This is a genomic window from Mesorhizobium sp. WSM4312, from assembly GCF_002294875.1.
Lineage (GTDB): Bacteria > Pseudomonadota > Alphaproteobacteria > Rhizobiales > Rhizobiaceae > Mesorhizobium.
This window is the reverse complement of sequence record NZ_NSFU01000010.1, coordinates 1-25,395: the sequence shown is the minus strand read 5'-3', so window position 1 is coordinate 25,395 and position 25,395 is coordinate 1. Positions and strand designations below refer to the sequence as shown.

Here is a 25,395-nt window from a genome sequence, read left to right as displayed (position 1 = left end):
CTTTGGTATTAGGTGCGGTGCGGCAATCGCCGCATAGTCAGCCCTTGAGTGCTTCGAGAAGGCTGACGGCAGCCATCATATCGCGTTTGCGGGAGGCACGGCGCGCAACCGCTTCGGCATCCTGCCCCCAATGCTCGATCTGCCAGTCCTCGTCGACATGGCTGGCGGCCCAGGCAGTCTCGGCATCGAGCTTGCCGAAATCGACCGCCAGCGCCAGCAGCGCCGAACCCGTCAGCGAGGTCATGAGGTGGATGGCGGCCAGCCGCAGCGGCTCGGCGCGCTGATTGAGATGACTGCCCAGAACGGCGATCGTCTCGCGCGGCTGCTCGACATGGATGATCCCCTCGGCAAGGTTGAAGCGAGCCCCCAATGTCGTGCGCGCCCAATCGATGACCGGATCCCACTGCTCGTTCTGCCGCTCGACCAGCCCCTGGGGGGCGTCGGCGCGGTAACAGAGCAGATCCGATGAGGCAAACCGCAGTATGTCTTCCAGCACCGCCTGCGGATCGCTGGCAACGCCGTCGATGGCGGTGTTGACCAGGCGCATCACCGGCATCGTCACCGGATTGATCGTCTCGCCCTGTTCCGCGAATTCGCCTGCAACCAGCACTGCCGCCGCCTCGGTCGGCAGCGCCAGCAGCGCCTTGCCCGGCGTGCGCACCGGCTTGCCGTCGAGATGCACGGCGAAACCTCCCGCTATCGGCGCAACCGAAGCGGTTTTGTAGAAGCGCTTGGGCAGCGGCGTCTTCATCTGGATCTGGGCGCGGCGCACCGGATCCGGATCGGAAAGATACTTGCCCGCTTCGAGGTCGTTGAGGATGTCACGCATGAAAAGCCTCTCTCACACCGGTGTCAGCTTGCGCGCCGGCCGGTTAACGATGATCAGGCCCGCCGCAATCAAGCCAAGTGCCAGGAAAATGCGAATGGTCAGCGGCTCGTTCAAGATGATCGCGCCGCACAGGACACCAAAAACCGGCGACAGGAAGGTAAAGCTGGACAGGCCGGAGGCCGGATAGCGACGCAGCAGCCAGAACCACAGGACATAGGTGAAGGCGACGATATAGATCGCCTGGAAAAGCAGTGCCAAAGTCGGCAACAAGGACGGATCGCGCACCGGCGGGCCGGCGAGAGGCAGCACCAATATGCCGACGATCGCCGCACCGGCGAGTTGGTAGAGCAGCAGCTTCTCGGCGCTCGCCTCAACCAGTTTCGAGCGCTTGATGAGGATATTGGTCAAAGCCCAGAAAAATCCGGAGCCAAGACTGAGCAGATCGCCGAACAGCATGTCGCCGCCGCCAAGCTTGTCGGAAAAGACGGCGGTGAGGCCGGCAAAAGCCAGCAGCAGGCCGAGGAACTTGCGCATGGTGATCTGTTCGCCAAGCAGGAAGTGACCGCCAATCAGCATCCAGAACGGCATCGAGTTGACCAGCAGCGTGTTGCGGGCAACGGTCGTATGCTCCAGGCCGACATAGAGGCAGAGGAACTCGATGCCGAAAAGCACGCCCACGGCAATGCCGGCGAGCAATGTGCCATCGCGCCTGAACAGAGCGATGCCGCGCCAGCGGCACCAGAGGAAGACGCAGACGCCGCCGATGATCGAGCGTGCGATCGACAGGAAGACGGGGTCGTAGCCGGCATAGGAGATTTTGGCGGCGACGTAGTTCAAGCCCCAGGAAAAGGTCAGACCGACCATGATGGCGGCGGCGGCCATGTCGACCGTGTCGCGCCGATCGAGCGCGTCAGTGGCGCCGCTCAAGATCAATCCTCCGCGCTGGCGTCGTCGAAGCCGATCAGATTCCAGCTCTGGCGCATATGCGGCGGCATCGGCGCGGTGACGTCGATGACGCCTTTGTCGGGATGCGGAATGATGATGCGGCGCGCATGCAGATGCAGGCGATTCTGAATACCGCCGGGGAAGTCCCAGTTGGTGTCGGCCTCGAAATATTTCGGGTCGCCGATGATCGGGCAGCCGATATAGGCGGCATGGACGCGAAGCTGGTGGGTGCGGCCCGTATAAGGTTCCATCTCCAGCCAGGTCATGGTCTGCGCCGCCTGCTCGATGATACGGTAGTAGGACACGGCATGGTCGGCGCCTTTTTCACCATGCGCGGCGACCCGGACACGGTCGCCATCCTCGGTCGGCTCCTTGATCAGCCAGGTCGAGATCTTGTCCTCGCGCTTCGGCGGCACGCCCCTGACCAAGGCCCAGTAGGTCTTCTTCGTTTCGCGGGCGCGGAACGCCTCCGACAGCTTCATGGCGGCCAGTCTCGTGCGGGCGACGACCAGCACGCCCGACGTGTCGCGATCGAGCCGGTGGACCAGCCGCGGCTTCTCGCCCTTCTGGTTGCGCCAGGCCTCCAGCATGTCGTCGACATTGCGGGTGACGCCCGAGCCGCCCTGCACCGCCAGGCCCGCCGGTTTGTTGAAGACGAAAACCTTTGGGTCCTCGTGGATCAGCATTTTCGCCAGGACGTCGGCATCGCCCTGGTTGCGGATCGAATGGCCAGTCAGCGCGCTCTCGCCCTTCTTGTCGACCTCGAGCGGCGGGATACGCACCACCTGGCCGGGCTCGACACGGCTGTCGGCCTTGACGCGGCCGCCATCGACGCGGATCTGGCCGGAGCGCAGCAGCTTCTGCAAATGGCCGAAACCTAGGCCCGGGAAATGCGTCTTGAACCAGCGATCGAGCCGCATGCCCGCCTCGCCGGCCTCCACCGTGATCTGTTCAACGCCTGCCATTTTTTCTTCGCTTATCCGTTTCCAAAGCAGGGCTCGGCCTGCGCTTGGCGCGGCAATAGCATTAAGGCAGGCTTCTTGCGAGCCAAAGACCTAAAAACAGGGCGATGATCGCGCCAATGACACTGGCCAGCGCATATCCAAATGCCGGCAGCGTGGCTCCCCGTTCCCACAGCGTCGCGAAATCGAGCGAAAACGCGGAAAAGGTAGTGAAACCGCCAAGAATGCCGGTGGCGACGAACAGCCTGACTTCGTTCGACCCGCCACGCCGCACCAGGATGGCGATGAACAGGCCCATGGCAAAGGAGCCTACGATGTTGATGGCCATCGTGCCCCAGGGATAATTGGGGCCGACAAGACGCAGCGCGCCCATACTGGTGAGATGGCGAATGCCGGCGCCGATGCCGCCGCCGACGACCACGAGAAGCAGATTGAACATTATGGTCTACTGCCCGTGTCGAGGCGGTGGCGTCAATCCCTTCACCGTCACCATTCAGGCGCTGCCCAGTCCGGATACTTCTTCCTGAATTCAGCGTAGAGGGCGTCGACCTCGGCTTTGCTGACCGGGCGCACCTGTTCGTAAAGATAGCCGGCGACGCCGCCTGACAATTGGTACTGCGCAATGCGCCCGTACGCGGCACCGATACCCTTGCCTTCAAGAATATACTGGTTCGGGAGCGTGACGCAGATCTGCGCGCTCGGTTGCAGATAAGTAACCGGCCGGTCGGTCACGACAACGTATCTGGATTTCAATGCGTCCGGTTGGAACCGGTCACGACTGTCCACCTGGCAAATCCATCCGACATGGGCAACAAGATCCCGTTTCATGCCGAACAACAGGGCGTCGCTCATCACAGGACCCGACGCAAATACCGAAAAGCGGTCCTTCGGTTCCATCCTGTCGACGAGGTCATCGATCAGGCGGCTGTATTCGGCGAGATTGTCGAGGTGAAGGGGAAGCGTGGCTTCCCTGGCGAAGACGAAGCCAACCGGGGACAACAACTGACGGCCGGCTGGAAAAAACGTGCCCAAAAAAGCAAATCCGGCAACAGCGACCATAGCGACGGTCGGCCATCGTGATTTCAGGCCCGGCACGGAGACGATCGAAACAATTGCCTGGGCATAGGCGGGAAAGAGCCAAAGAAACATCGGCAAGGAATGATGACGTTCCGGGTCCTGCGTCCGGATGAAAGCCAGGAAGGCAAGCACCGAGGCCATGGCACAGAACACCGCAAATCTGTTGCGGCGCACAACCGAGATGTGGAGGCCCACCACAATCAACGCCCAGTTCAGATAGCTGAGCCGGGATCCGACGTCACCGAGCTGAGTGACAAAGGTCGTCTTGTATCCGCTGTAAAGGTCAGCGTAGCTGGTTTGCAGAATCTTGGCAATCAACGGCAGCTGGAAGTTCAACGCCGTCGCGGCAATAAGGAAAATCGCGCACGCGCCGCCCAGGGCCGCGTTGCGGAGGGCCGGCAAATCCCGCTCCCTTGCAATCTGCAGCAAACCCAGGAATGCCGCGGAAACGGTGATCCCTATGTCCGCATAGGCGTACCAGCGGCGCAGCATGAACGCCAACCACAGGCAGGCGCCGACGGATATTCCGCTCATCACCGGTTCGCGGGTCAGGAATTTGGATTTCCAGAGAAAATAGGTTGCCGCGGTCAAGGCGAGACAGCCGGCAATGTCAGGCATTCCCCGAAGCGTCGGCGCCCAGAATGGCGTGTACAGGAAGGCCGCGATCCATACGGCGATCCAACTACGGGAGGGCGTCTCGGAGACCGCCTCCTGATAGCTTATTCTGCCTATCAAAAGAACCGCCGGAACCAGGTAGACCGCGACTATTCCGGTAACGAAGGAAAGCCTTGAACCGCCAAAAACAAGGTGAAACGGCATCAGGGGCACCAGGATCGCCACGCCGTAATCTTCCGTGGCGATGGAGGTGCCCAATTGGCTCAGCCATTCGAAAGGGCTCTCGACAAGCAGAGCGCCCTGCTGGTTGAACATGTTGAAATAGGCCGCGAAGTCCCAGTAATAGACGGGCTCTTCGAGATTTATGTACGCGGCGCTCAGAGCGGCGCCAAGTAACACGGTGCAGATGTAAGCACCCCAGAATCCGAAGATTTTTTTCCCGATCACCTGAAGCCGCCAACAAAGGAAGAGACGGGTCTGCCGCAGTCTAATTTAAGCTATTTCTAATGCACTCGAAGTGCCGTTCCACCAATCGGGATTACCAAATTCGTATCACGAATTATTGATGACTTGATAAAGATGTATACTTAAACGCATGGACATCGCAAGCGTCGACGACGCACAGTAATACCGCCGAAGGGACCGCTTCTTCCAAACGGCCGTTCGATATATTATACATATGTGATATACAGAAGCCGTGCGCGAGAAAGTCGGCAGAGATAAAATGCATCTCACCCTGACGCTGCCAGCAGAGCCGGCAGCGTCGACGTTTTCAGGTCAGGTGGTTTCGACCTTCTTCGGCTTGGTCGAGCCGATCATCTTCCAGTTCTTGTAGAACATCGAATTGATGCGCTCGACGCTGACCGAGACAACCGCGAGCATGCCGGCAATGAGTCTCGGGAACGGGGACGGCCTGATGATGTCCATGAACACGCAGTAGCGGCGGCCGTCATATTCGTTGACCGAACGGTGCAGCAGCGTGTCGTCGAAAATGAACTGCGGATTGTCGTACCAGTAGTTCTTGACGTTGCCGCATTCGACGAAGATTTCCGCTTTCACGGGGATCAGGTTGTAGAGGATACGCAGGCTGAGCCGCAGCGGGCCGAAATGCCAGGAAGTCGATTCGCGCTTGCTGAAGACCGAAACGGCGATGGTCTTGATGTATTTGAAATCCTTGTTGAACTCGGCGACGTTGTCGATCCGGTGCTTGCCGTACCACTGGTAGACATACATGCCACGCCGGCCGGCGCCGAAATTGGCGTCGATGTCGGCGATGATCTCATCCTTGCGCGCCTTGAAGATGTCCAGGACCTCATTGACCTCGCGCTGATAATCCTCCGGAAACTGCTCCAGCTTCCACACGCCGGGATTCCGGTAGCAGAGCAGATCGACCAGCAGGTTGAACGGCGACAAGAGCCAGGTGAACAGGCCGTTGCCGAGGAAGTAGCCTGAGAACAGCGCCAGATCCTTCCTGTCGTTGCGCAGCACGTCGATCAGGCCGCAGACGATGAAGATCGTCGTCAGAATGGGGATAAAGTAGAAGCCAAGGGCGAGAAGCGGGATGGCGATGGCGAATTTGCGAAGGGATTTGCGAAGGGCTTTTGTCATTTTTCCACGCGCGGAGCGCGATCCTGTTGCGAATGAGTGTGCCAAATCTCGGCAACGACCACCGCCCGGTCGTGCGCCTTGATAAGGTTTTTTGGGTCGCCGCACAACGCCACGACATCGTGGCCCGGCAGTTGCCTGGTGGAATTTACCAGCCGTCGGTCAATGCACCGCTGGCAAGCTGAGCTCGTCCCATTTCTCCCTGGCCACGGGATCGCCGACCAGGAACTCAAAGCCGATGACGCTTTCGCCGTCCCGCGCGAGCTGGCATTTGAACTTCAGACCATACCAGTTTTTGCGACTGCGGAAAGCCGCGCCGTCCGCGGTGATCGCGGTGCCGCTGATCTTCTCCTCGGCCGTTGCATAAGGCACGACGCGTTCCGGCTCAAAGTCCGCGCGCCATCGCCGGATCTGGTCCATGGCCTCGAGATTGCACAATTGCACCATGCGTTCATCGGAAGCGAAGGTCGCGAGATCTGCGCGCGCCTGCCGGCTGCGCGGATCGGCGAGCGTCTTGGCCGACAGCATTTCGGTCGGCCGAATCATGGTCGGCGCGGTGGGTGGTGTAGATCGAGGAGCGCTCGGCGTTGGCGTTGGCGTTGGTGCGGGCGCTTGTGCCTCGGGTGCTGAAGGCGGTGCTGGCGCCGGCGGCGGCCTTGTCGAGGCCTCGAACTGCTGGGGTGTCAGAATGTCGACCGACACCCGTTCCTCGTCCAGCCGCTTCGGCCGCTTTGGCAGCGGCATGAGCGCCAACATCGCAGCCAGCAGGGCGTGGAGAGCAACCGAGGTTGAGATGCCCCATGGCGAGGCCTCGCTTCGAAGCGTGACGACCGCCGGGCCGCGCAATCCTATTATTCCCGTTCCTTGCGCAGCTTCGCCCAATAGTCGAGCCGCTTCCTGATGTCGCGCTCGAAACCACGCTCAGGCGGATCGTAGAAGGTCTGGCGGCCAATCTTCTCCGGAAAATAGTCCTGGCCCGAAAAGGCGTCAGGCTCATCATGATCGTAGCGATAGCCGGCGCCGTAATCCTCTTCCTTCATCAGCTTGGTCGGCGCGTTGAGGATATGCTTCGGCGGCAGCAGCGAGCCATGCTGCTTGGCTGCCTGCGTTGCCGCCTTGAAGGCGGTGTAGACGGCATTGGATTTGGGCGCGGTGGCGAGATAGACGGTGGCCTCGGCAAAGGCGAGCTCGCCTTCCGGAGAGCCCAGATAGTCGTAGGCGTCCTTGGCGGCATTGGCGACGACCAGCGCCTGCGGATCGGCTAGGCCGATGTCTTCCATCGCCATGCGCACCAGCCGGCGGCCGAGATAGAGCGGATCCTCGCCGGCGTCGAACATGCGGGCGAGATAGTAGAGTGCCGCGTCGGGATCGGAACCGCGCACCGATTTGTGCAGCGCCGAGATCAGATTGTAGTGCCCGTCCTGGCCCTTGTCGTAGATCGGCGCACGGCGCTGGACGACGCGCTGCAGCCCCTCGGGATCGAATATCTCGCCGGGCTTGGCGGCGCGCCAGACTTCCTCGGCGAGGGTCAGCGATGCGCGGCCGTCGCCGTCGCTCATGCGGATCAGCATGGCGCGGGCCTCGTCGTCGAGTGGAAGCGCCCTGCCCTCCGTCTCCTCCGCCCGCACCATCAGCTTGGCTATGCTCTCCTCGCCGAGCGAATGGAAAACCATGACGCGCGCGCGCGATAACAGAGCCGCGTTGAGCTCGAAGGACGGGTTTTCGGTCGTGGCGCCGACCAGGACCACTGTTCCATCCTCCATGACAGGAAGAAAGGAATCCTGCTGTGCGCGGTTGAAGCGATGGATCTCGTCGACGAAAAGCAGGGTCTGGCGGCCGTTGGCGCGGCGCAGCTTGGCCGTCTCGAACACTTTCTTCAGGTCGGCAACGCCGGAAAACACCGCCGAAATCTGCTCGAAGGCAAGGCTGGTCTCGCCGGCGAGCAGCCTTGCCACCGTGGTCTTGCCGGTGCCCGGCGGCCCCCAGAAAATCATCGAGCCGAGTGAGCCCGAGCCGATCAGCCGCGTCAGCGCGCCATCGGGGCCGGTCAGATGCTCCTGGCCGACGACCTCGCCTAGATTTCTCGGCCGCAGCTTGTCGGCCAGCGGCCGCCCGGGCGGCGCCTTTTCCGGTTCATCGACACTGAACAGATCGGCCATGTACTTCTTTTGGTTTGGAGCGCGATCCCTTCAGATCGAACTCAATAACGCAACACCTGGCGCAGTATCTGCCCGCCGCGCTCGACGGTAAAGCGCCACCAGCGCGTATCCTGCTGGGCGACCTGCGCCAGTGTCGCGGCGGTATCGATGGTGGTGCCGTTGACCTCGCGCACGATGTCGCCCGGCAGGAAGCCGAAATCGGCGGCCGGCGAATCGCGGTTGATATCGATCACCGTCACGCCCTTGAGATCGGTGCGCAGGCCAAGCTTCTGGGCAAGGCGCGGCGACAGTTCCGCAACCTTGGCGCCCGAGAACGGGCTGCGGCCATGCAGCGTCACTTCCGAGGCTTTCGCACCTTCGGGCGCGCGCTCCAGCGCGATGTCCATGGCTGCCTGCTGGCCCTTGGTCAGGATCGCGAAATTCGCCTTGGTGCCGATCGACAGCGTCGCCATGCGATAGTCCAGCGCCTCGATGCTCTCGACCGGCTTGCCGTTGATCTGCAGCACGACATCGCCCGCTTTCAGCCCGGCCTTTCCGGCAGGACCGGCGGCATCGACCGAAGACACCAACGCACCGGTCGGCTTTTCCATGCCGAGCGATTCGGCGATCTGCGGCGTTACCGCCTCGAACTCGGCGCCGATATAGGGGCGTTCGAAGAAATCGAGGCCGGCCTTGGCCGCATCGGCGAAAGCCCGCACCATGTTGGCGGGAATGGCAAAGCCGATGCCGATCGAACCGCCGCTGCGGCTGTAGATGGCGGTGTTGATGCCGACCAGCTGGCCGCCCATGTTGATCAGCGCGCCGCCGGAATTGCCGGGATTGATCGCCGCGTCGGTCTGGATGAAATAGCCCGAATCCGAGACGCCGATATGGCTGCGGGCAAGCGCCGAGACGATGCCGCTGGTGGTGGTCTGGCCGACGCCGAAGGGGTTGCCGATGGCCAGCACTAGGTCGCCGACCTCAAGCGCGTCGGAATCACCAATGGCGATGACGGGGAACGGCTTGTCGGATTCGATCTTGAGCACGGCAAGATCGAGCGTCTCGTCCTTGAGCATCACCTTGCTGGTGAATTCGCGCCCGTCGGCGGTCGCCACCTTGACCTCGTCGGCATCCTTGATGACGTGGAAATTGGTGACGATGACACCGCTCGGATCGACAAGCACGCCCGAGCCGAGCGAGGACTGCGCGCGCGGCTGGGCACGGCCGAAAAACTCCTCGAAGAACGGATCGCCTTCAAAAGGCGATGTGACCTTGGCCGTCTGCGAGGCATAGACATTGACCACGGCCGGCGCCGTCTGCTTGACCAGGGGCGCGAACGAAAGCTGCACCTCCTCGCGGCCGAACGGCACGCGCTTGTCAGGCCCCGAGGTGGCGTTCTCGCCTTCGACGCCATGCAACAGATCGGTCAACACATCGGATAGACCGGGATCGGCGGGCTTTGCGGCGTCTTCTGCCAGCGCCTGCCGGACTGCCGGTGCGGCTGCGAACACCATGAAGGCGCAGAGCAGAACAAGGGACAGTCTTTTGGCGCGCATTTCGCGAATCCTCCAAGGCAAGGTCGGGCGCATTGTCCCGACGATTGTGCAAAATGAAAGGCTAAGCCGCTGAAATCCGATTATTTTATGCAGCAAAAGCAGCTACAGCTGATTTCGAAACCGAAAACCTCCTCGGCGCTCATGAAAAAACAACTGATGTCATTCCGTGACTTTTTGAAGACCGGCAAACTGGGCGCAATCTCCCCCGACATGACAATGACCGAGATTGTCAAAGTGCTCGGTACGCCTGAGCATGCCGATCCAGATTACTGGACGTTCGGAAAGCTCGAAATTTCCTTTGATATCGAGGCGCCTCGCCAGATGAACTGGTTTCAAATTGAAGAGGCCGGCTACCTCAAAGGCGACCTTGAGGTTCTCACCAATCGCCTTTCGCTTTCGCTGGATGGGTTGAGCGGAAAGACAAAGCCATCGCAATTTCTGGATGCCGGCCTGTGGGCTCCAGATCAGGTCAAAATTTTCTATGCAGCTTCCGGGAATGACATCTTGCTGAACATATGCGCCGGACCAATACAGATGCACTTTCGCGTTGATGCCAACTTGACCGGCGGCCAAGACGCCGAAACATATTTGAGCAGTTCCCCCACGTCGCAACTAATCATGGAGATCGACTCTCGAGTCGTTCTCGACAGTATCTATTCCTATCCATACCCGAAGACCGAAGAGGTACCGGGAGCGTTCAATTGGAAGCTGTTGAGCGGAAGCCGCTACCTGATCTTGGCCGGCAGACGATAAGCACCGGCAAACCAAAGGGGCCCGCAGGCCCCTTCAATTCATTCCGGAAAGACGTGGCGTTATGCGGCCGCGGCTTCCGTGTCGGTGCCTTCGGCTTCGAGGCGAGCGCGGTCGGCGGCGCCCTTGGCATCCGTGTCGCGATCGACGAACTCGATGACGGCCATCGCGGCGTTGTCGCCGTGACGGAAGCCTGCCTTCATGATGCGCAGATAGCCACCGTTGCGGTTGGCGTAGCGCGGGGCAATGGTGTCGAACAGGCGCTTGACGACGCCTTCATTGCCGATCTGCGCGATCACCTGGCGGCGGGCGTGCAGGTCGCCGCGCTTGCCGAGCGTCACCAGCTTCTCGACGATCGGACGCAGGTCCTTCGCCTTCGGCAGGGTGGTGACGATCTGCTCGTGCTCGAGCAGCGACACGGCGAGGTTGGCGAACATCGACTTGCGATGGCTAATGCTTCGGGCGAAGCGGCGGCCTTTGAAACCGTGGCGCATGGCTCTTTTCCTTCTTCAGTTATTCAAGAGGCCAAGGCCTCTGATGGTTTTCCGCATGACCGTCGGATCGAGCGGCGTACGCCGCCGATCCTTGGAATTCATGCTCAATATTGATCTTCGTAACGCTTGGCGAGGTCTTCGATGTTTTCCGGCGGCCAGTCCGGCACTTCCATGCCGAGGTGCAGGCCCATCGCCGCGAGCACTTCTTTGATCTCGTTCAGCGACTTGCGGCCGAAGTTCGGGGTGCGCAGCATCTCGGCTTCGGTCTTCTGGATGAGATCGCCGATGTAGACGATGTTGTCGTTCTTCAGGCAGTTGGCCGAACGCACCGAAAGCTCGAGTTCGTCGACCTTCTTGAGCAGCGCCGGGTTGAAGGCGAGCTCGGTGACGGCTTCGGCGGCGACTTCCTTCTGCGGCTCGTCGAAGTTGACGAACAGGCCAAGCTGGTCCTGCAGGATGCGAGCGGCGAAAGCCACCGCGTCCTCGCCCGAGATCGAACCGTCGGTCTCGATGGTCATGGTCAGCTTGTCATAGTCGAGAACCTGGCCCTCGCGGGTGTTCTCGACCTTGTAGGAGACCTTCTTGACCGGCGAATAGAGGCTGTCGACCGGGATCAGGCCGATCGGCGCGTCCTCGGCGCGGTTGCGCTCCGCCGGCACGTAGCCCTTGCCGGTGTCGACGGTGAATTCCATGCGGATTTCAGCGCCTTCGTCCAGCGTGCAGATGACGTGATCGGGGTTGAGGATCTCGACATCGCCAACCGTCTGGATGTCGCCGGCGAGAACCGCACCCGGTCCCTGCTTGCGCACGACCATGCGCTTGGGGCCATCGCCTTCCATGCGGATGGCGATTTCCTTGATGTTCAAGACGATATCGGTCACGTCCTCGCGCACGCCGGCGATGGACGAGAATTCATGCAGAACGCCGTCGATCTGCACGGCGGTCACGGCCGCACCGCGCAGCGAAGACAGAAGCACGCGGCGCAGCGCGTTGCCGAGGGTGAGACCAAAGCCACGCTCGAGCGGCTCGGCGACCAGCGTGGTCAGCGTCTTCTTCTTCGACGAGAACTCGATCTTGTTCGGCTTGATCAGTTCCTGCCAATTTTTCTGGATCATGATGCTTTCCTTCCGTTGACCCGCCACCATCCAATCGTGGCGGGCGACCTGGAATACCACGGAGGAACGCCCCTATGAGCGTTCGCGCGGCGTTCGGTAATTTCTTAGACGCGGCGCTTCTTGCGCGGGCGGCAGCCATTGTGCGGGATCGGCGTCACATCACGGATCGAGGTGATGGTGAAGCCGGCCGCCTGCAGGGCGCGCAGCGCCGATTCGCGGCCCGAGCCAGGTCCGCAGACCTCGACTTCGAGCATGCGCATGCCGTGTTCCTGGGCCTTCTTGGCGACGTCCTCGGCAGCCATCTGGGCGGCGAAGGGGGTCGACTTGCGCGAACCCTTGAAGCCCTGGGCACCGGCCGACGACCAGGCAATCGAATTGCCCTGCGCGTCGGTGATGGTGATCATCGTGTTGTTGAAGGTCGAATTGACGTGGGCAACGCCCGACGAGATATTCTTGCGTTCGCGACGGCGAACACGAGCGGCTTCCTTGGCCATGGTATTCCTTTCAGTTGATCTCTACACCGCCGTAATGCCAGCGGCTCCACCTGGAAAGCGAGTAGTGAATTGGTGAGTAGTGACGAGACGCAGGCGTTGACGCTGCTTCTCACTACTCACCACCGACTACTCACTTCAAATTACTTCTTCTTGCCGGCGATCGACTTGGCCGGACCCTTGCGGGTGCGTGCATTGGTGTGCGTACGCTGGCCGCGGACCGGCAGCGAGCGACGGTGACGCAGGCCGCGGTAGCAGCCGAGGTCCATGAGACGCTTGATGTTCATCGACACTTCGCGGCGCAGGTCGCCTTCGACCTGATAGTCACGGTCGATGGTCTCGCGGATCTGCAAGACTTCCGCGTCGGTCAGCTGGTTGACGCGACGCTCGGCCGGGATGCCGACCTTTTCGACGATCTCCTGGGCGAACTTCTTGCCAATGCCGTGAATGTACTGAAGCGCGATGACGACGCGCTTGTTGGTCGGAATGTTGACGCCGGCTATACGAGCCATGTTCTTTCCTTCTCCATGTGGGCCGACCAACCTTTCAAACAAGGCAGGCCTGGCGCTGTCAAAGTTGCCCCGCGTCCGGTGGAGGCCGGCCCTTGCGGGAGTTTCCAGTTCAAAGCGACTGCCTTGCCCTTGCGGACAAGCAAAGTTCGCACCTGATAGGAAGACGGGCCGCCATACCGCAGCGGGCCGCCCCCGTCAAGCCTAATCTTTAAATTCCCTTACAGCGCCTCGGCGGCCGCCGTGAGCAGGGCCTCGATCTCGGCGGTCACCGCGTCGATGCTGGCCATGCCGTCGACCGTCTTGAGCTTGCCTTTGGCATAATAATAGCCGGTCAGCGGAGCGGTCTTCTTGTAGTATTCGCGCAGGCGTTCCTCGAACACCGCGGGATTGTCATCCTTGCGCACCGGTTGCCCGGCGGCCTTGGCGTCCTCGGCGCGCTTGACGATGCGGCCGACCAGGGCCCTGTCGTCGACGACCAGTTCGATGACCGTGTCGAGACCGATGCCACGCTGCGAAAGCATCGATTCAACCGCATCGGCCTGCACCAGTGTGCGCGGGTAGCCGTCGAGGATGAATCCCTTGGCGCAGTCGGCCTGGTCGATCCGCTCGGCGACGATGGCGTTGACGATGGCGTCGGACACCAGTTCGCCGGCATCCATCACCGCCTTGGCACGCTTGCCGACTTCGGAACCGGCCTGAACGGCGGCACGCAGCATGTCTCCCGTCGAGAGTTGGGGTATGCCGTGTTTTTCTACCAGTCTTTGTGCTTGTGTCCCCTTGCCCGCCCCTGGCGGCCCAAGCAAAATCAACCTCATCTGGCTTTCTTCCCCCCGCGCAGCTTCGACTTCTTGATCAGGCCTTCATACTGGTGCGCGATCAAGTGGCCCTGAATCTGCGCAACCGTATCGAGCGTGACACTGACCACGATCAGAAGCGATGTGCCACCAAGGTAGAATGGTACGCCAGTCGCCGAGATCAGGAACTCCGGCAGCAGGCACACCAGCACCAGATAGATGGCGCCGACGACGGTGATGCGGGTGAGAACGTAATCGATGTAATCGGCGGTGCGCTCGCCCGGACGATAGCCCGGGATGAAGCCCGAATGCTTCTTGAGCTGATCGGCGGTGTCCTTCGGGTTGAAGACAATCGCTGTGTAGAAGAAGGCGAAAAACACGATCATCGCCGCGTAGAACGCCATGTAGAGCGGCTGGCCATGGCCGAGCGAGGCCAGGATGGTGCTCGCCCAGGCGGGCATGTTTGTGGTCTGCGAGAAGCCGGCGACTGTGGCCGGCAGCAGGAGCAGCGACGAAGCGAAGATCGGCGGGATGACGCCCGACGTGTTGAGCTTCAGCGGCAGATGCGAGGTGTCGCCCTGGAACATGCGGTTGCCGACCTGGCGCTTCGGATACTGGATCAGCAGGCGGCGCTGCGCGCGCTCGAAGAACACGATGAGCGCAATGACGACGATGGCCAGGACGATGATCGCCAGGATGAGGCCGGTCGACAGGGCGCCAGTGCGGCCAAGCTCCAGCGTGCCGGAAATGGCGCGCGGCAGGCCGGCGACAATCCCGGAGAATATGATCAGCGAAATGCCGTTGCCGATGCCGCGGGCGGTGATCTGCTCACCGAGCCACATCAGGAACATGGTGCCACCGACCAGCGTGACCACGGTCGAGATGCGGAAGAACATGCCGGGATCATTGACGATGCCGTTCCCGTTCTCAAGCCCCACCGAAATGCCATAGGCCTGCACGAGTGCCAAAAGCACGGTGCCGTAGCGCGTGTACTGGTTGATGACCTTGCGGCCCTGTTCGCCTTCCTTCTTCAGCGCTTCCAGCGACGGGATGACCGAGGTCATCAGCTGCATGATGATGGAGGCGGAGATGTAAGGCATGATGCCAAGCGCGAAGATCGCCATGCGCTGCACGGCGCCGCCGGCGAACATGTTGAACATGCCAAGCACGCCCTTGCTCTGCGAGGAGAAGGCCTGGGCGAAGGCGTCGGGGTTGATTCCGGGAAGCGGAATGTAGGTGCCGAGGCGGTAGACGAGCAACGCGCCAATGGTGAACCAGATGCGTTTCTTCAGGTCCTCTGCCTTGGCGAAGGCCGAGAAATTCAGATTCGAGGCTAGTTGTTCAGCAGCCGAAGCCATGCCTGATTCTCCGCTTGGTAACGCTTGATGGCCCGTGAGGTCAGGCGGTGCGTTTCACCGAAGCTCACGAGATAAGCTCCGGGCTCTAAACATGCAAGCGGCCGCGTTGACGCGGCCGCTTAATTGAGCAGATCAAAGCGCAATCGTGAGCAAAAACGGGATCCCACTCTTGCCGATCGCGCTTCAAATTGCCGTTACTCGGCAGCTGCCTTTTCCGGCAACTTGACCGAGCCGCCGGCCTTTTCGATCTTCTCGATCGCCGCCTTGGAAGCGCCGGCGACGTCGAAGGCAAGCTTGGCCTTCAGTTCACCATCGGACAGTACGCGCACGCCATCCTTGACGCGGCGGATGACGCCGGCGGCGACAAGCGCCTCGGCCGTCACGGTTGCCTTGGCGTCGAGCTTCTTGGCGTCGACGGCTTCCTGGATACGGCCCAGCGACACGACGACGAAGCTCTTGGCGAAGATGTTGTTGAAGCCACGCTTCGGCAGGCGCCGGTAGAGCGGCATCTGGCCACCCTCGAAGCCGTTGACGGCGACGCCGGAGCGCGCCTTCTGACCCTTGACGCCGCGACCGGCGGTCTTGCCCGAGCCGGAACCGATGCCGCGGCCGAGACGCTTCTTGGAATGCGTCGCGCCGTCCTTGTCACGCAGATCGTTGAGTTTCATCTGAGTTCTCCTGCGCTTTGGCTCAGCCCTCGTCCACGACGCGGACGAGATGCTGAACGGCGGCGATCATGCCGCGCACGGAAGGCGTATCTTCCAGCGTGCGCTGCTTGTGCATCTTGTTGAGGCCGAGGCCGACCAGCGTCGCGCGCTGCTCCTTCGGACGGCGGATCGGCGAACCGATCTGCTCAACGGTGATGGTCTTGGTTGCTTTCTTGGCCATGGTCAAAATCCCTGGTCAGATCGACTATTCTTCAGCCGCAACGGCGGTGCCGCGGCGGGCCTGAAGGGTCGAATACTTGATGCCGCGAGCGGCAGCCACATCCTTGGGATGCATCTGGCTCTTCAGCGCGTCGAACGTGGCGCGAACCATGTTGTAGGGGTTCGACGAACCCATCGACTTGGCGACCACGTCATGCATGCCGAGCGTCTCGAAAACGGCGCGCATCGGGCCGCCGGCGATGATGCCGGTACCCTGCTTGGCGGCGCGCAGCAGAACGCGTCCGGCGCCCCAGCGTCCCTCGACGTCGTGATGCAGCGTACGGCCCGAGCGCAGCGGCACGAAGATCATGTCGCGCTTGGCCGATTCGGTTGCCTTGCGGATGGCTTCCGGCACTTCGCGTGCCTTGCCGTGACCAAAGCCGACGCGCCCTTTCTGGTCGCCGACAACGACGAGTGCGGCGAAGCCGAAGCGACGGCCACCCTTGACGACCTTGGCGACGCGATTGATGTGGACCAGCTTGTCCACCATGCCGTCGTCGCGCTCTTCGCGCTCGCGGCCGCGGCCGCCTTCCCTACGTTCCTGTGCCATATCCTGTTCCTTGTTCTTTTCCGGAAGCACGGGTTGCTGATTGCCGGCGCCGCTTTGGGTCGCCGACGGTGAAAGATTAGAAGCTCAGGCCGCCTTCGCGGGCAGCTTCAGCCAGCGCCTTGACGCGGCCGTGATAGATGTACGGGCCACGGTCGAAGACGACTTCCTTGACGCCGGCCTTGGTGGCGCGCTCGGCGATCAGCTTGCCGATCGCGGCGGCGGCTGCGGTGTCGGCGCCGGTCTTGAGCGAACCCTTGAGGTCCTTCTCGAGCGTCGAAGCGGCGGCGATGGTGTGGCCCTTGGCGTCGTCGATCACCTGGACGTAGATGTTCTTCGAGGTGCGGTGAACCGACAGACGCGGACGCTCGCCGGCGACCTTCCTGATCTGCCTGCGAACGCGCTGCGCACGGCGCTGCGTGGATTCCTTGGTACCCATGATGGTCTTCCTTGCCTTCAAAAAACGGGGGCCGCCCTGTGCGGTAGGCGAAAGCGCCTCCCGCGGCCGCTCCCCGCGGCGTTACACTTCCTTGGCTTGGTCCTTTCCGAAAAGCCTGCGACTTTTCAGGACCAGGTCCACTACTTCTTCTTGCCTTCCTTGCGGACGATCTTCTCGCCAGCATAGCGAACGCCCTTGCCCTTGTAGGGCTCCGGACCGCGATATTCGCGGATCTCGGCGGCGACCTGGCCAACCTGCTGCTTGTCGATGCCGGTCACGGTGATTTCCGTCGGCTTCGGCACAGCGATGGTGACACCGGCCGGCGTCTCATAGACGACGTCATGGCTGAAGCCAAGAGCCAGCTGCAGGTTCTTGCCCTGCATGGCGGCGCGATAGCCGACGCCGGTGATCTCGAGCTTCTTCTCGAAGCCGTCCTTGACGCCATGCAGGATGTTGACGATCTGCGTGCGCGACATGCCCCACTTGGAGCGGGCGGTCTTGGTCTGGTCGCGCGGCTGGACAGCGATCTCGCTGCCTTCCATCTTGACCAGGACTTCGTCGTTCACCACGAACTTCAGCTCGCCCTTGGGGCCCTTCGCCGTCACGGTCTGGCCGTTGACGGTCGCGGTCACGCCCTGCGGCAGCGAAACGGGTTTCTTTCCAATACGAGACATTTTGTTGTCCTCGTCACTTCTCTTGTTTCAGGTCTCTGTCTTCGGAACGATCCGAAGACCGGATTCCAATTTGCGGTCGCTGCCAGATCAGAAGATCTGGCAGAGGATCTCGCCGCCGACGTTCTGTTCGCGGGCTTCGTGATCGGCCATCACGCCCTTCGGCGTCGAAAGGATGGCGATGCCGAGGCCGTTGGCGACGTGCGGGATCGACTTGGCCGAGACGTAAACGCGGCGGCCCGGTTTCGAGACGCGGGCGATTTCGCGCACGACCGGCGCGCCGTCGAAATACTTCAACTCGATTTCGATCTCGGACTTGCCGTTATCGAAGTCGGTCTGGCTGTAGTCGCGGATATAGCCTTCAGCCTTCAGCACGTCGAGGACGCGGGTGCGCAGACGCGAGGCCGGCGTCGAGACGCTCGACTTCTTGCGGCCGTAGGCGTTGCGGATGCGGGTCAGCATATCGCCGAGAGGATCGCTCAATGACATGTTATGTCCTCCTTACCAGCTCGACTTGACCAGGCCCGGGATCTGGCCGTTGTTGCCGAGATCACGAAGCGCGATGCGCGATACTTTGAGCTTGCGATAGTAGGCACGCGGACGGCCGGTGACTTCGCAGCGGTTGCGGATGCGGATCTTGGCCGAGTTGCGCGGCAGGGCAGCAAGCTTGAGCTGAGCGCGGAAGCGCTCCTCCATCGGCTTGGACTGATCCATGATGATCGCCTTCAGGGCGGCGCGCTTGGGACCGTACTGGTCGGCAAGCTTGCGGCGCCTGTTGTTCTTCTCGACTGAGCTGGTCTTTGCCATTTCAGATTTTTCCTTTTCTCGCTGCCGTTACTGGCGGAAGGGGAAGTTGAAAGCCTTGAGCAATGCCCTGGCTTCGTCGTCCGTCTTCGCAGTCGTACAAACGATGACGTCCATGCCCCAGATCTGATCAACCTTGTCGTAGTTGATCTCCGGGAACACGATGTGCTCCTTGATGCCCATGGCGTAATTGCCACGGCCATCGAAGCTCTTGGGGTTCAGTCCGCGGAAGTCGCGGACGCGCGGCAGCGCGATGTTCACGAGGCGGTCGAGGAACTCGTACATGCGTTCCTTGCGCAGCGTGACCTTGGCGCCGATCGGCATGTTCTCGCGGACCTTGAAGCCGGCGATCGAATTGCGGGCGCGGGTGACGACGGCCTTCTGGCCGGCGATCAGCGCCAGGTCTTCGGCCGCGACCGAGGGCTTCTTCGAATCGGCGGTCGCTTCGCCGACACCCATGTTCAGGACGATCTTGTCGAGGCGCGGAACCTGCATGTCGTTGTCATAGCCGAACTGCTCCTGCAGCGCCTTGCGGATGGTCTCGTTGTAGACCTGCTTCAGACGCGGCGTGTTGGTGGCAGTCGCCTGCTTGCTTTGAGCCTTAGCCATTGATGACTTCTCCCGAGCGCTTGGCGACGCGCACCTTCTTGCCGTCCTTCTGGAAGATGAAACCGACGCGGGTCGGCTTGCCATCCTTGGGGTCGGCCAGCGCGATGTTCGACAGCTGGATCGGCGCTTCCTTGGTGATGATCCCGCCCTCTTGGGACTGGGTCTGCTTCTGGTGACGACGGATCATGTTGACGCCGCGCACCAGCGCGGTGTCATCCTTCGGCTGAACCGAGAGGACTTCGCCCGAACGGCCCTTGTCCTTGCCGGCCAGCACGACGACCTTGTCGCCTTTTCTAATCTTTTGCATTGGTCCGGCTCCTTACAGCACTTCAGGCGCGAGCGAGATGATCTTCATGTGGTTCTTGGCGCGGAGTTCGCGCGGAACCGGTCCGAAGATACGCGTGCCGATCGGCTCTTTCTTGTTGTCGACGAGAACGGCCGCGTTCTTGTCGAAACGGATCACGCTGCCGTCCGGGCGGCGGATGTCCTTGGCCGTGCGTACCACGACCGCCTTCATCACATCGCCCTTCTTAACGCGGCCGCGCGGAATGGCTTCCTTGATGGACACCACGATGATGTCGCCCACGGAAGCGTATTTCCGCTTCGAGCCGCCCAGCACCTTGATGCACATGACACGACGCGCGCCGGAATTATCCGCCACGTCGAGGTTTGTTTGCATCTGAATCATGACTGGCCGCCTTCTTCTTTTCTAACGGGACGGGCTCGAAGCCCCTCCCCGGTCTGTCCAAAATTCGTTGTTTACGCCCAGAGGTCAGGCTTGGTCCGAAGACACGACGATCCAGCGCTTGTCCTTGGAAATCGGCTTCGATTCCTGGATGAACACCTGATCGCCAACCTTGTGGGCGTTGTTCTCGTCGTGCGCCTTGTACTTCTTGGTCATGCGCACGGTCTTCTTCATCACGGGATGCGTGAAGCGCCGTTCGACCTTGACGACAACCGTCTTCTCGTTCTTGTCGCTGACGACGGTGCCCTGCAGAATGCGCTTTGGCATGGTTTTCGTCCTTAAGCCTTCTTGGCCGCGGACTTTTCCGCAGCGATGGTCTTGATACGCGCAATGTCCTTACGAACCTGCCTCACGCGCGCGGTCTTCTCGAGCTGGCCGGTGGCCTTCTGGAAGCGCAGGTTGAACTGCTCCTTCTTCAGGCTGGCCAAGTCGTCGGTCAGCTGGTCCTGGGTCTTGGTCCGGATGTCTTCGGCTTTCATGATCAGCCCGTCCTTATTCTGCGATGCGCTGTACGAAGCGCGTCCTGACCGAGAGCTTGGCCGCGCCGAGACGCAGCGCCTCACGGGCGGTTTCTTCACTGACGCCGTCGATCTCGAACATGATGCGGCCCGGCTTGACGCGCGCCGCCCAGTAGTCGACGGCACCCTTGCCCTTGCCCATGCGGACTTCGGTCGGCTTCGACGTGACCGGCAGATCCGGGAAAATACGGATCCAGACACGGCCAGCACGCTTCATTTCACGAGTGATCGCGCGGCGGGCCGCCTCGATCTCACGCGCGGTGACGCGGTTCGGCTCAAGCGCCTTCAGCCCGAAACCACCGAAATCCAGGTTGGTGCCGCCCTTTGCGGTACCATGGATACGGCCCTTGAACTGCTTGCGGAACTTTGTGCGCTTTGGCTGCAGCATCGTTCTAACTCCAAATTCCTAAATGTCTCAGGCGTTTTCGCGACGACGACCGCGTTCGCGATCACCACCACCGCCATGCGCAGCATCACCCTCGGTCGCGCGACGTTCCGAAGCCATCGGGTCGTGCTCGAGGATCTCGCCCTTGAATACCCAGACCTTGACACCGCAGATGCCGTACGCCGTATGCGCTTCGGCCGTGCCGTAGTCGACATCGGCGCGCAGCGTGTGCAGCGGCACGCGGCCTTCGCGGTACCACTCCATGCGGGCGATTTCGGCGCCGCCGAGACGGCCCGAGCAGTTGATGCGGATGCCTTCGGCACCGAGGCGCATCGCCGACTGCACGGCGCGCTTCATGGCGCGGCGGAACGCGATGCGGCGCTCGAGCTGCTGGGCGATCGACTGGGCGACCAGGGTCGCGTCGATTTCCGGCTTGCGCACTTCGACGATGTTGAGGTGCGTCTCGGACTTCGTCATCTCCATCAGCTTCTTGCGAAGCTTCTCGATGTCGGCGCCCTTCTTGCCGATGATCAGACCCGGGCGCGCGGCATGGATGGTGACGCGGCACTTCTTGTGCGGGCGCTCGATCACGACCTTGGAGATCGCGGCCTGCTTGAGTTCCTTCTCAAGATACTTGCGGATCTTGATGTCCTCATGCAGCAGCTTGCCGTACTCGCCGGTGTTCGCGAACCAGCGCGAATCCCAGGTGCGGTTGATGCCGAGGCGAAGACCGATCGGATTGACTTTCTGGCCCATTATGCGGCCTCCCCTTTTTCTTCGACTTCACGAACGACGATCGTGAGGTGCGAGAACGGCTTCTCGATGCGGCTGGCGCGACCACGGCCACGAGCGTGGAACCGCTTCATGACGATCGACTTGCCGACATAGGCTTCCGCCACGATCAGCGCATCGACGTCGAGGTCGTGGTTGTTTTCCGCGTTGGCAATCGCCGATTCCAGCGTCTTCTTGACCGTGCCGGAAATCCGCTTGGCCGAGAATTCGAGATCGGAAAGCGCTGTCGCGACCTTCTTGCCGCGGATCAGCGCGGCAACGAGGTTCAGCTTCTGCGGGCTGATACGGATCGTGCGCAACACGGCGCGCGCTTCGTTGTCAGCAAGCCTGCGCGGAGCTTTGGCCTTGCCCATGATTATTTCCTCTTCGCCTTCTTATCCGCGCCGTGACCGTAATAGGTCCGCGTCGGAGCGAATTCACCGAACTTATGACCGACCATGTCCTCGTTCACCGAGACGGGAACATGCTTCTGGCCGTTGTAGACACCGAAGGTGAAGCCGACGAACTGCGGCAGGATGGTGGAGCGACGGCTCCACATCTTGATCACCTCATTGCGACCACCTTCACGAACCTTGTCCACCTTCTTGAGAAGGTAGCCGTCGATGAAGGGGCCTTTCCAAATAGAACGAGTCACTTGGCGTTACCTCTTCTTAGCTCTTGCGCTGATGGCGCGAGCGCAGGATGAACTTGTCGGTCGCCTTGTTGGACCGCGTCTTCTTGCCCTTGGTCGGCTTTCCCCACGGGCTGACCGGATGACGGCCACCGGAGGTGCGGCCTTCACCACCGCCGTGCGGATGGTCGACCGGGTTCATGGTCACGCCGCGATTGTGCGGACGCTTGCCGCGCCAAACCGTGCGGCCGGCCTTGCCGTCGTTGATGTTGCCGTGGTCGGGGTTCGACACGGCACCGACGGTGGCCATGCAGGAGCCGTGAACGACACGCTGCTCGCCCGAGTTGAGGCGCAGGATCGCCATACCCTGGTCGCGACCGACGAGCTGGGCGTAACCGCCGGCCGAACGGGCGACCTGGGCGCCCTTGCCCGGCTTCAGCTCGATGTTGTGGACGATCGTGCCGACCGGCATCGAGGCCAGCGGCATCGCATTGCCCGGCTTCACGTCGACCGCTTCGCCAGCCACGATCTTGTCGCCGGCGGCAAGGCGCTGCGGGGCGATGATGTAGGATAGCTCACCATCGTCGTACTTGATCAGCGCGATGAAGGCGGTGCGGTTCGGATCGTATTCAATGCGCTCGACCGTGCCGACGACGTCGAACTTGCGGCGCTTGAAGTCGATGATGCGGTACGAACGCTTGTGACCACCGCCGATGAAGCGGGCGGTGATGCGGCCGTAATTGTTGCGGCCGCCCGACTTGGTCAGGCCCTCGGTCAGACCCTTGACGGGCTTGCCCTTGTAGAGGCCCGAGCGGTCGACGATGACCAGCTGGCGGGTGCTCGGCGTTACCGGGTTGAATTTTTTCAGTGCCATTGTTCTGTCCTCGCGGCCTTGCTCAGAGACCCGTCGCGACGTCGATCGACTGGCCGTCGGCCAGCGTCACAATCGCCTTCTTGACGTCGCTCTGGCGGCCGATCGTGCCGCGGAAGCGCTTGATCTTGCCCTTGCGGACAAGCGTGTTCACGGCCATCACCTTGACGCCGAACAGCGCTTCGACGGCGGCCTTGATTTCCGGCTTCGACGCCTTCTTGGCGACGTTGAAGACGACCTGGTTCTGCTCGGAAGCCATGGTCGACTTTTCGGTGATCGCCGGGCTGACGATCACGTCGTAGTGACGAAGGTCGGTCATTTAAAGCGCTCCTCGAGAGCCTCGACGGCGGCCTTGGAAAGGACCAGCGTGCCGCGGCGCAGAATGTCGTAGACGTTGATGCCCTGGATGGGCAGCACGTCGATGTTGGGAATGTTGGTCGCGGCCAGCTTGAAGTTCTTGTCAAGCTCGGCGCCACCGATCACCAGGGCGTTGCTCAGGCCCAGCGTCGCGAAATTCGCGATCAGCGCCTTGGTCTTGGCCTCGGTCAACTTCAGCTCGTCGATGACGATGATCGACGCGCTCTTGGCCTTGGCCGAGAGAGCGTGCTTCAAGCCCAGGGCGCGCACCTTCTTCGGCAGATCGTGCTCGTGGCTGCGAACGACCGGGCCGTGGGCCTTGCCGCCGCCGCGGAACTGCGGAGCGCGTGCCGAATGGTGACGGGCGCGGCCCGTACCCTTCTGCTTGTACATCTTGGCGCCGGTGCGCGCGATTTCGGCGCGGCCCTTGGCCTTGTGCGTGCCCTGCTGCTTCTTGGCAAGCTGCCAGCGCACGACGCGCTGCAGGATGTCCTCGCGCGGATCAAGGCCGAAAATCTCCTCGGAGAGTTTCACCTTGCCGGCGTCCTTGCCGCCAAGCGTTGTGATCTTGAGATCCATTATTCCGCTCCCTCTGTGGCCGGAGCCTCGTTCTTAGCAGCACTTCCTGCTGCAACTGGGCGGATCGCGGCGGGCTTCGGCGCATTGGCCGGCAGTGCCACCTTGGCCGCATCGCGGACCAGGATCCAGGCGCCCTTCGATCCGGGAACCGCTCCGCGGATCAGGATCAGGCCGCGGTCGGCATCGGTCGAGACGATCTCGACATTCTGCGTCGTCACGCGGGTATCGCCCATGTGGCCGGCCATCTTCTTGCCCTTGAACACCTTGCCGGGGTCCTGGCGCTGGCCGGTCGAACCGTGCGTACGGTGCGAGACCGAGTTACCGTGCGTCGCGCGGCCACCACCCATGTGGTGACGCTTGATGACGCCCTGGAAACCCTTGCCGATCGTCGTGCCCGTCACATCGACCTTCTGGCCGGCGACGAAGTGCTCGACGGTGATCTCGGCGCCGACATCGATCATGTTGTCGGCCGAGACGCGGAACTCGGCAACCTTCGCCTTCGGCTCGACGGAAGCGGTCGCGAAATGGCCGCGCATCGCCTTCGACGTGTTCTTCACCTTAGCGAGGCCAACGCCGAGCTGAACGGCGGTGTAGCCATTCTTCTCCTGCGTGCGCTGCGCCACGACCTGGCAGTTCTCCATCTGGAGAACGGTGACGGGAACATGTTCCCCGGCATCGTTATAGATGCGGGTCATTCCCACCTTCTTTGCAATCACACCTGAACGCATCGGTTCAATTCCTTTAGAGTTCCGGGCCAGGGGCACCGCCCCTTACCGCGCTCTCATTCCCTTAGAGCTTGATCTCGACGTCGACGCCGGCGGCCAGATCGAGCTTCATCAAAGCATCGACGGTCTGCGGGGTCGGATCGACGATGTCGAGCAGACGCTTGTGCGTGCGCATCTCGAACTGCTCGCGGCTCTTCTTGTCGACGTGGGGCGACCGGTTCACCGTGAACTTTTCGATCCGCGTCGGCAGCGGAATGGGGCCGCGGACGTTTGCGCCGGTGCGCTTGGCCGTCGACACGATTTCCTTCGTCGAGGCGTCGAGCACGCGGTGATCAAACGCCTTCAGGCGGATGCGGATATTCTGTCCGTTCATGCGTCACTTCCTTGTTCTGGCGCGGCGCGGGCAACTTCCGCGCCCGCGACAGATCGGTTTAAGTCCAAATTACTCTTTGATGGTGACGACGATGCCGGCACCGACGGTGCGGCCGCCTTCACGGATGGCGAAGCGCAGCTTCTCTTCCATGGCGATCGGCACGATCAGCTCGACATCGACCGTGATGTTGTCGCCAGGCATCA

General features: G+C 61.7%; 37 protein-coding genes and 1 pseudogene. 1 reads left to right on the top strand and 37 read right to left on the bottom strand.

Annotated features, from left to right (window positions below; translation table 11 throughout):
* Positions 1–37 precede the first annotated feature (37 nt).
* The 9 genes from CK228_RS17830 to CK228_RS17790 form a co-directional block, all read right to left on the bottom strand.
* Positions 38–829, bottom strand: a complete 792-nt coding sequence (locus CK228_RS17830; RefSeq protein ID WP_095775797.1) for an ATP12 family chaperone protein — start codon at positions 827–829, stop codon at positions 38–40.
* Between the two features lie 12 nt (positions 830–841).
* Positions 842–1,711 carry a DMT family transporter gene (locus tag CK228_RS17825; protein WP_179295970.1) on the bottom strand — a complete coding sequence of 290 codons (870 nt, stop codon included), beginning with the start codon at positions 1,709–1,711 and terminating at the stop codon, positions 842–844.
* Between the two features lie 47 nt (positions 1,712–1,758).
* Positions 1,759–2,739: an RluA family pseudouridine synthase gene (locus CK228_RS17820; RefSeq protein ID WP_095788700.1), complete on the bottom strand. Its 981-nt coding sequence runs from the start codon at positions 2,737–2,739 to the stop codon at positions 1,759–1,761.
* A gap of 61 nt (positions 2,740–2,800) precedes the next feature.
* Entirely contained in the window at positions 2,801–3,175 is a 375-nt protein-coding gene (crcB, locus tag CK228_RS17815; RefSeq protein WP_095775799.1) for a fluoride efflux transporter CrcB, read from the bottom strand.
* Between the two features lie 47 nt (positions 3,176–3,222).
* Positions 3,223–4,875, bottom strand: a complete 1,653-nt coding sequence (locus CK228_RS17810; protein WP_095788699.1) for a hypothetical protein — start codon at positions 4,873–4,875, stop codon at positions 3,223–3,225.
* Between the two features lie 330 nt (positions 4,876–5,205).
* Entirely contained in the window at positions 5,206–6,036 is an 831-nt protein-coding gene (locus tag CK228_RS17805) for an aspartyl/asparaginyl beta-hydroxylase domain-containing protein (RefSeq protein ID WP_095788698.1), read from the bottom strand.
* Positions 6,037–6,195: 159 nt separating this feature from the next.
* A complete protein-coding gene (locus CK228_RS35790; protein WP_245438056.1) occupies positions 6,196–6,915 on the bottom strand; it encodes a DUF930 domain-containing protein in 720 nt (239 codons plus the stop codon).
* Entirely contained in the window at positions 6,885–8,192 is a 1,308-nt protein-coding gene (locus tag CK228_RS17795; protein WP_095788696.1) for a replication-associated recombination protein A, read from the bottom strand. The genes CK228_RS35790 and CK228_RS17795 overlap by 31 nt, the downstream gene beginning before the upstream one ends.
* Before the next feature lie 41 nt (positions 8,193–8,233).
* Positions 8,234–9,727 (bottom strand): DegQ family serine endoprotease, encoded by a 1,494-nt coding sequence (locus CK228_RS17790; RefSeq protein WP_095775803.1) that lies wholly within the window; start codon positions 9,725–9,727, stop codon positions 8,234–8,236.
* 87 nt (positions 9,728–9,814) lie between these two features.
* On the opposite strand from CK228_RS17790, the gene CK228_RS17785 reads away from it, so the two are divergent.
* The gene (locus tag CK228_RS17785) at positions 9,815–10,480 is read left to right on the top strand and encodes a hypothetical protein (protein ID WP_095788695.1); all 666 of its coding nucleotides are present in this window, start codon (positions 9,815–9,817) and stop codon (positions 10,478–10,480) included.
* 59 nt (positions 10,481–10,539) lie between these two features.
* Here the strand turns inward: CK228_RS17785 and rplQ are convergent, their stop codons facing one another.
* From rplQ to tuf, 28 genes and pseudogenes are all read right to left on the bottom strand, one after another.
* Complete coding sequence (rplQ, locus tag CK228_RS17780) at positions 10,540–10,971, bottom strand: 50S ribosomal protein L17 (protein ID WP_095775804.1); 432 nt, start codon at positions 10,969–10,971, stop codon at positions 10,540–10,542.
* A gap of 104 nt (positions 10,972–11,075) precedes the next feature.
* A complete protein-coding gene (locus tag CK228_RS17775) occupies positions 11,076–12,086 on the bottom strand; it encodes a DNA-directed RNA polymerase subunit alpha (protein ID WP_006205443.1) in 1,011 nt (336 codons plus the stop codon).
* A gap of 104 nt (positions 12,087–12,190) precedes the next feature.
* Positions 12,191–12,580 (bottom strand): 30S ribosomal protein S11, encoded by a 390-nt coding sequence (gene rpsK, locus CK228_RS17770; protein WP_006205444.1) that lies wholly within the window; start codon positions 12,578–12,580, stop codon positions 12,191–12,193.
* Positions 12,581–12,720: 140 nt separating this feature from the next.
* On the bottom strand, positions 12,721–13,089 hold the full coding sequence (gene rpsM, locus CK228_RS17765) for a 30S ribosomal protein S13 (protein WP_095788694.1): 369 nt from the start codon (positions 13,087–13,089) through the stop codon (positions 12,721–12,723).
* Between the two features lie 218 nt (positions 13,090–13,307).
* Positions 13,308–13,904, bottom strand: a complete 597-nt coding sequence (locus tag CK228_RS17760; RefSeq protein ID WP_095788693.1) for an adenylate kinase — start codon at positions 13,902–13,904, stop codon at positions 13,308–13,310.
* A complete protein-coding gene (gene secY, locus CK228_RS17755) occupies positions 13,901–15,241 on the bottom strand; it encodes a preprotein translocase subunit SecY (protein ID WP_095775806.1) in 1,341 nt (446 codons plus the stop codon). Before secY ends, CK228_RS17760 begins: the two co-directional genes overlap by 4 nt.
* 194 nt (positions 15,242–15,435) lie before the next feature.
* A complete protein-coding gene (gene rplO, locus CK228_RS17750; RefSeq protein ID WP_095788692.1) occupies positions 15,436–15,909 on the bottom strand; it encodes a 50S ribosomal protein L15 in 474 nt (157 codons plus the stop codon).
* Between the two features lie 22 nt (positions 15,910–15,931).
* Entirely contained in the window at positions 15,932–16,129 is a 198-nt protein-coding gene (gene rpmD, locus CK228_RS17745; protein ID WP_006205449.1) for a 50S ribosomal protein L30, read from the bottom strand.
* Positions 16,130–16,153: 24 nt separating this feature from the next.
* Complete coding sequence (gene rpsE / locus CK228_RS17740; protein WP_032933400.1) at positions 16,154–16,717, bottom strand: 30S ribosomal protein S5; 564 nt, start codon at positions 16,715–16,717, stop codon at positions 16,154–16,156.
* A gap of 76 nt (positions 16,718–16,793) precedes the next feature.
* A complete protein-coding gene (gene rplR / locus CK228_RS17735) occupies positions 16,794–17,153 on the bottom strand; it encodes a 50S ribosomal protein L18 (protein ID WP_010909284.1) in 360 nt (119 codons plus the stop codon).
* A 140-nt stretch (positions 17,154–17,293) separates the two neighbouring features.
* Positions 17,294–17,827, bottom strand: coding sequence for a 50S ribosomal protein L6 (rplF, locus tag CK228_RS17730; RefSeq protein ID WP_010909283.1), 534 nt, complete (start codon positions 17,825–17,827; stop codon positions 17,294–17,296).
* Positions 17,828–17,914: 87 nt separating this feature from the next.
* The gene (rpsH, locus tag CK228_RS17725; RefSeq protein ID WP_006205453.1) at positions 17,915–18,313 is read right to left on the bottom strand and encodes a 30S ribosomal protein S8; all 399 of its coding nucleotides are present in this window, start codon (positions 18,311–18,313) and stop codon (positions 17,915–17,917) included.
* Positions 18,314–18,325: 12 nt separating this feature from the next.
* A complete protein-coding gene (gene rpsN, locus CK228_RS17720) occupies positions 18,326–18,631 on the bottom strand; it encodes a 30S ribosomal protein S14 (RefSeq protein WP_010909282.1) in 306 nt (101 codons plus the stop codon).
* Between the two features lie 27 nt (positions 18,632–18,658).
* Positions 18,659–19,237 (bottom strand): 50S ribosomal protein L5, encoded by a 579-nt coding sequence (gene rplE, locus CK228_RS17715; RefSeq protein WP_010909281.1) that lies wholly within the window; start codon positions 19,235–19,237, stop codon positions 18,659–18,661.
* Positions 19,230–19,544, bottom strand: coding sequence for a 50S ribosomal protein L24 (gene rplX / locus CK228_RS17710; RefSeq protein WP_019857966.1), 315 nt, complete (start codon positions 19,542–19,544; stop codon positions 19,230–19,232). Before rplX ends, rplE begins: the two co-directional genes overlap by 8 nt.
* Positions 19,545–19,556: 12 nt before the next feature.
* A complete protein-coding gene (gene rplN / locus CK228_RS17705) occupies positions 19,557–19,925 on the bottom strand; it encodes a 50S ribosomal protein L14 (RefSeq protein WP_006205457.1) in 369 nt (122 codons plus the stop codon).
* 84 nt (positions 19,926–20,009) lie between these two features.
* Positions 20,010–20,249 carry a 30S ribosomal protein S17 gene (rpsQ, locus tag CK228_RS17700; RefSeq protein ID WP_010909280.1) on the bottom strand — a complete coding sequence of 80 codons (240 nt, stop codon included), beginning with the start codon at positions 20,247–20,249 and terminating at the stop codon, positions 20,010–20,012.
* Between the two features lie 11 nt (positions 20,250–20,260).
* Entirely contained in the window at positions 20,261–20,461 is a 201-nt protein-coding gene (gene rpmC / locus CK228_RS17695; RefSeq protein ID WP_006205459.1) for a 50S ribosomal protein L29, read from the bottom strand.
* Positions 20,462–20,474: 13 nt separating this feature from the next.
* The gene (rplP, locus tag CK228_RS17690; protein ID WP_010909279.1) at positions 20,475–20,888 is read right to left on the bottom strand and encodes a 50S ribosomal protein L16; all 414 of its coding nucleotides are present in this window, start codon (positions 20,886–20,888) and stop codon (positions 20,475–20,477) included.
* 27 nt (positions 20,889–20,915) lie between these two features.
* Positions 20,916–21,641 carry a 30S ribosomal protein S3 gene (gene rpsC, locus CK228_RS17685; RefSeq protein ID WP_027028840.1) on the bottom strand — a complete coding sequence of 242 codons (726 nt, stop codon included), beginning with the start codon at positions 21,639–21,641 and terminating at the stop codon, positions 20,916–20,918.
* Entirely contained in the window at positions 21,641–22,030 is a 390-nt protein-coding gene (rplV, locus tag CK228_RS17680; protein ID WP_006205462.1) for a 50S ribosomal protein L22, read from the bottom strand. Before rplV ends, rpsC begins: the two co-directional genes overlap by 1 nt.
* Positions 22,031–22,032: 2 nt before the next feature.
* On the bottom strand, positions 22,033–22,311 hold the full coding sequence (gene rpsS, locus CK228_RS17675) for a 30S ribosomal protein S19 (protein ID WP_006205463.1): 279 nt from the start codon (positions 22,309–22,311) through the stop codon (positions 22,033–22,035).
* 16 nt (positions 22,312–22,327) lie between these two features.
* The gene (rplB, locus tag CK228_RS17670) at positions 22,328–23,161 is read right to left on the bottom strand and encodes a 50S ribosomal protein L2 (RefSeq protein WP_095775809.1); all 834 of its coding nucleotides are present in this window, start codon (positions 23,159–23,161) and stop codon (positions 22,328–22,330) included.
* Between the two features lie 22 nt (positions 23,162–23,183).
* On the bottom strand, positions 23,184–23,477 hold the full coding sequence (locus CK228_RS17665) for a 50S ribosomal protein L23 (protein ID WP_010909275.1): 294 nt from the start codon (positions 23,475–23,477) through the stop codon (positions 23,184–23,186).
* The gene (rplD, locus tag CK228_RS17660; RefSeq protein WP_019857964.1) at positions 23,474–24,094 is read right to left on the bottom strand and encodes a 50S ribosomal protein L4; all 621 of its coding nucleotides are present in this window, start codon (positions 24,092–24,094) and stop codon (positions 23,474–23,476) included. The genes CK228_RS17665 and rplD overlap by 4 nt, the downstream gene beginning before the upstream one ends.
* Positions 24,094–24,822 (bottom strand): 50S ribosomal protein L3, encoded by a 729-nt coding sequence (gene rplC / locus CK228_RS17655; protein WP_095775810.1) that lies wholly within the window; start codon positions 24,820–24,822, stop codon positions 24,094–24,096. Before rplC ends, rplD begins: the two co-directional genes overlap by 1 nt.
* Before the next feature lie 61 nt (positions 24,823–24,883).
* Positions 24,884–25,192: a 30S ribosomal protein S10 gene (gene rpsJ, locus CK228_RS17650; RefSeq protein WP_010909272.1), complete on the bottom strand. Its 309-nt coding sequence runs from the start codon at positions 25,190–25,192 to the stop codon at positions 24,884–24,886.
* A 69-nt stretch (positions 25,193–25,261) separates the two neighbouring features.
* Positions 25,262–25,395 (bottom strand): annotated as a pseudogene (gene tuf / locus CK228_RS17645) (elongation factor Tu); the annotation flags it as partial.